The 4915-nt window shown below is 38.9% G+C and carries 6 protein-coding genes; 2 read left to right on the forward strand and 4 right to left on the reverse strand.

Going from position 1 to position 4915, the window contains the following annotated elements; all coding sequences use genetic code 11:
• Positions 1 to 346 precede the first annotated feature (346 nt).
• The 4 genes from FTT94_RS16065 to mobQ form a co-directional block, all read right to left on the reverse strand.
• Positions 347 to 889, reverse strand: coding sequence for a plasmid replication DNA-binding protein (locus FTT94_RS16065; RefSeq protein ID WP_004896925.1), 543 nt, complete (start codon positions 887 to 889; stop codon positions 347 to 349).
• A gap of 66 nt (positions 890 to 955) precedes the next feature.
• Positions 956 to 1885 carry a replication initiation protein RepM gene (gene repM / locus FTT94_RS16070; RefSeq protein ID WP_068553070.1) on the reverse strand — a complete coding sequence of 310 codons (930 nt, stop codon included), beginning with the start codon at positions 1883 to 1885 and terminating at the stop codon, positions 956 to 958.
• A gap of 202 nt (positions 1886 to 2087) precedes the next feature.
• On the reverse strand, positions 2088 to 2321 hold the full coding sequence (locus FTT94_RS16075; RefSeq protein ID WP_068553069.1) for a hypothetical protein: 234 nt from the start codon (positions 2319 to 2321) through the stop codon (positions 2088 to 2090).
• A 101-nt stretch (positions 2322 to 2422) separates the two neighbouring features.
• Positions 2423 to 3859, reverse strand: a complete 1437-nt coding sequence (gene mobQ, locus FTT94_RS16080; RefSeq protein ID WP_107111964.1) for a MobQ family relaxase — start codon at positions 3857 to 3859, stop codon at positions 2423 to 2425.
• 208 nt (positions 3860 to 4067) lie between these two features.
• Between mobQ and FTT94_RS16085 the strand changes: the two genes are divergently transcribed.
• Entirely contained in the window at positions 4068 to 4334 is a 267-nt protein-coding gene (locus FTT94_RS16085; RefSeq protein ID WP_088749624.1) for a mobilization protein, read from the forward strand.
• A 17-nt stretch (positions 4335 to 4351) separates the two neighbouring features.
• Positions 4352 to 4783, forward strand: a complete 432-nt coding sequence (locus FTT94_RS16090) for a hypothetical protein (protein ID WP_039090891.1) — start codon at positions 4352 to 4354, stop codon at positions 4781 to 4783.
• Positions 4784 to 4915: the final 132 nt, after the last annotated feature.

The following is a 4915-nucleotide window of genomic DNA, read 5'->3' on the forward strand; positions in this document are numbered from 1 at the left end:
GTTTTATGATAACTTTACTGTTAAAAGAAGTCTAGACAACCTTGTTTTATGCTTGGATATAAGGCTTATTTTAAAATAATAGTAGTGAAGATTTTCTAAAATTAACATAATACACCTTATACGAAATGCTTGATATTTCTCTTTAAATATCATTATATTAACGTAAGCCGTTCTGGAGTATAGGGCACCAGAACGGCTTTTTATTGATTATTCATGTTCCACGATCACTAATTGAGCGATGTTCCACGGTTTTATTCAGTTTTAATAAACATCATCCGGTTTTTTGAGGAGTCATTATTTCAAGTGCTTGCACTGAAATTGGCTCTTCAAAAAACTGGAGTCTTGGCTAACCATATGGAAGGAAAAAGCGGCTTAGGAAGCCTCTCTTCTTCTGTTCTGGTTCAACATGCTCCGGGATAGGAATACGCTTATTGTCTTGCTGAGGAGTAGTCAATTCGTCATAGTTCGTTGCTAGTTCCGACCGAGGATCCGTTGCTATATCCTGTTTAAAGCTCTGATCGGTAAAGGTAGTCATATTGGCTTTTGGTGCTTCTAGTAAGCGCTGCATAGCTTCAATCTGTTCTTGATAAAACGATTCACGTTCTAAAGATTGATTTTCTCTCTGTATTGCCTGATTTAATTGTTTTTCCAGTATGTCAACTTGACGTTTTAGTAAGTCAACTTCTGTCAAGTTTTGACTGTTAATTGATTGACTTTGATTGACTGTATCCTCTTTTTTTTGTGGTTCCCCAAAAACTCTTAGGGCCTCTGAAAAGTCAATTAATCCATCAGATCCTTTAGATAAATTTCCTTTGTTTATATGTGCATATATGGCTTGTCTTGAATATCCATAAAGCTTAGCTAACTCTGAAACTGACAGTTTTTTCATTATGTAAACCAGTTTTCAACTTGTGTTAATACCTGACTGTTAACTTAACAATTTCAATTAACAATGTCATTGAAATCCTAATTTTCTGAGTAAAGGAAGTAATTCCTTAAATTTCTCTGCATCTTGCAGCATGGCAGCTATACGTACAGCAAACTGCTGATAGCTTTCTGTGCCTTGTGAATATTTACTCATCTCAGGAAGCTCTGAGAGCTTGTTGGCGAATAGATGGCGTTGTTTATCTGTTATTTTTGAAAAGAGGTCTAATGTATTCGGATCTCTTTTAGATTCGACTGAATGCGTGGCTGATTTTTTCTGTTTAAAGCTAAATGAAAAACCAGTAATAGATCTACCTGTTTTATGCTGTTCAACTTTGACAATAATATCGGTATGTTCATTTACTTGTTTTAATGCAATGTCTAAAACATATTTTTTAAAATCATACATTCGTTTGTATTCAGTCTCGAGTACACCTATTTTTTGTCTAAAATCATACATAGTTATGAGAGGCGTTTTTCCAGTACTACGCCATGCAATCAATATTTCATATAAACGAACAGCATAAGCACTTGTTAAATTACTTATTTGTTGTATTTCATACTTTGTAAATTGTTCTTCTAACCTAGTAATTAAAGGCACAATAGCAGGGGCAAAAATAAGTCTAACGACAGCTTCATTATCAATATAAGCCACCTCGCTCACCCATCTTGATTTGTGATTAATAGTGTTACCTTTTTCACTAAGACTCTGATAACTGAATTGTCTTGCAAACAAGTCATCGCAAGCATCTTTTAACGCCTGATAAGCCGTATTTCGATGTACACCAAACTGATTAATATAACTTTCAGCATGAACTGTTAGTGGATCATTAGCATTTATCCCTTTACCCGATTCCCTTGCTTCAACAATAGCTAGGAGAATTAACCTCTGTTCAACTAGATCGAGGTTATAACTGGCATTGATTAAGGCGTTATCTTTAACAACTAGTTCTGTTTTCATATGAAAAGATTATATTTTTAATTCAATAAGACGAGGTTATATAATTATCTCGCTTAATGCAAGGTAAACCTCGTTTTAATGCAAGGTAAACCTCGTTTTAATGCAAGGTAAACCTCGTTTTAATGCAAGGTAAACCTCGTTTTAATATCTCTAGAACCATTATGAATAAAGGATTACAGCTTAATTAAAAGCATTTAAAAGCTTAAAAATAATTAAAAGCCCAGGGAGTAAAAAATTGCCCTTGGTTTTCGCTTCGCTCAAACTCTATTGAATCTCGCTTTCGCTCGATTCGTCGGGGCAATTTTTGGTTCATATTTTCGTGAATTTGAGAAAAAGCAAAAGCAAGATCAAAAGCAGCTCGGAATTCGCTTCGCTCATGAGCTTTTTTTCTCGCTACGCTCGGTTTAGGAATCAAATTTGGAAAGTTCGCACCCATTCGGGATGCTCTGTAAAGCAGGTGATTGATGGATAGGGAGCTTGTAATCAGGGAAAGGGATGGGCAAATTTTCTCAGTTCGCTCGTAGACACTCGCTCTGTTTAGCGACTCATGCCACGAGATTTCATTTTAGGCGCATGTTGCTGTGCTTTGAGCTGTTGTTCCTGTCTGAGTTTCATCTGTTGTTCTGCTTTGATCTCATCCACACATTTTTTAATGACTTGATAGGATGGGTATAGAGTCTGGTATTGCTTGGCTTTGGCTGGATGTTGTTGTTGGTACTGCTTCCAGGCATGTTCTTTGAATTTGTCATTTTCCAATAAATCCTTCACACCATGTTTTTTCTGGTGTTCATGCTGACCTTTCAGCTTTTTGTGCTCCTGGTAAATCGCATCACGTTGGGCTTCCCAGGCTTTTTTTCCAAACAGTAAGGGTTTGTTCTGAGTTAATTCGTTGTGTTGATCGACCAGGCTTTGCAATTTGTCATGACTTTGCTTGAGTCCGCTTTTCACGATCTCCTGGGCAAGCTGCTGATTGAACTCATTTTGATGTTTGTGGTGCTTGGTCAGGGTTATTTCGGCTTGTTTGAGATTACGCTGCATGAAATCCAGGTCTAGATTCGCGTCTTTTGCGCTGATTTCGCGTTTTAGCACTTTGCCAAGGGTTTCCCTCTGTTTTTCCTCAAACAGGGCTTTTTCGTCAATTGGTGGCGTTTTAGCGCTATTTTTGATTTGGATCTGCTGTTCTGTTTTCAGTGTGCTGAGTTTGATCTCATTTTCAGCAATCAGCAGATCCATATTTTTGCTGTATTGCAGCTGAGCCTGATTTCTCTGTTTGATTTCGTCATTGCTTCGGCTGATTTCGGTCTCAATCCCTTTTCGGCGCAGTTCGGTGACTTTCGGCCCTTCGTGCAGCGTGGCTTCTAAACCATTCTCCTGGTCTTTGTAGCTGCGGTGGTCGACTCGGGCAGTGTATCCAGCCAGATCCAGGTGCATATTGCAGATATCGGCAAAGTGTTCGCGCCAGTGTTCGATTTCTCCACTGTGTTTCTGATCCAGTTCCCGGGTTTTCTCGGTGAAGCCTTCCTGAGTAAGTTTGCGTGTGCTCATCAGGATATGCGCGTGATAATTGCGTTCATCACTACCAGATCCAGTATGCGGTGCATGAATACAGGCATCGACGGCTACCTGGTGTCTGTCCACGATACTGGCGCATAGCTCTTCGAGCATGGCCAGGCGTTGTTCCTGATTTAATTCACTTGGAAAAGCGATTTCAAATTCTCGGGCAACTGTCGAGTTTTTTCGGGTTTCCCGTTGTTCAACTTCGTTCCAGAGTCTTTCCCGGTTTTTTAAATGTTCTGGTGCGCCTTCGGGTAAATAAATTTCTTTATATTCCACACCTGTTTTTCGGCTGTAATCATGTTCTCGGCCCTCACGTTCACAATAGATCTTTTCACCTGCCCGATAGGCAATCGCAGCAGTAGCGGAACGCCCTGCTGATCGTGCTACGGTTTTGACTGAAAAGTGGTAAATCGCCATGCCTATTTTCGCTTTTAAATTTTCACGTAGTGAAGTACAACCGTGGATACGGTTGTCGGGGTATTGGGGAGACCCCAATCGTACTTGCAAACGAAGTTTGCATAAGTGCGCTCTTCGAGGAAAACATTACTATACATATAGCACCTTGAATGCATATTCAAGTGCGCTTATGTTAGGGATGGTTTCCCAGGATGATGGTATTGGATTAATGAGCGTTACTGAAACACTAGACAGCAAAATCAAAGCACAGGAAGAAAAGCTAAAGCAGTTAAAGGCTCAAAGACAGGCAGCACTGGCAAGAGAACGTGCTAAAGAGAAAGAACAAGCTCGAAAGGATGATACCAGACGCAAAATTTTAATTGGATCCTGTATGCTAAAGATCACTGAAGATGATGAACAAGCCAGAGCTAAATTAATTGCTCAGATGGATAAGTATTTAACAGATGAGCGTGACCGAAAGCTTTTTAATTTATAAATTTTGAGGGATAAGTAGTGGAAGATCCAACACTTAATAAGTTAATACGTAATACAGAATTATTCTTCGAACATCACTGGAATGTAGACCTATTAGGAAAGCCTCCTGAATGGTCACCAGTACATTTTAATTTTGGAAAAATTCCTAATTACGATAAACAAGGTGTATATGCGTTTGTCAAAGGGGATTTAGTGACTTATATCGGTGTTGGGACTTCTAGAGGTGCTGGCCGTTATCGTGGTAATGGCTTAAGCGCCAGGGTAATGAAATATTGCCGATGGAATGAAGATAAAACTGAATATATTGCGATAGATCCAAGACTGAAAGATGCTGGATCCATCATTACAATAGGCTTTGAGCGTGATACGGCTTATTTAGCAAATGCCCTAGAAGTTTTTCTTATCTCTAAAATCCAACCTGTCCACAATGTGGTTAAAGTTGGTATGTAATTTCGCATAAGAAATTTTATGTTAAATGATTGTTAGAAATGCCCCTTGATCGAGGCATTTTCTATAAAGAATACTAAAAACTAATTAAAGCCAACCAAGTTTCAAAACAAGGCAGTTCTCAGCAATCATATT

The sequence above is a fragment of the Acinetobacter sp. YH12027 genome, from assembly GCF_013420085.1.
In the GTDB taxonomy this organism is placed as follows: Bacteria; Pseudomonadota; Gammaproteobacteria; order Pseudomonadales; family Moraxellaceae; genus Acinetobacter; species Acinetobacter amyesii.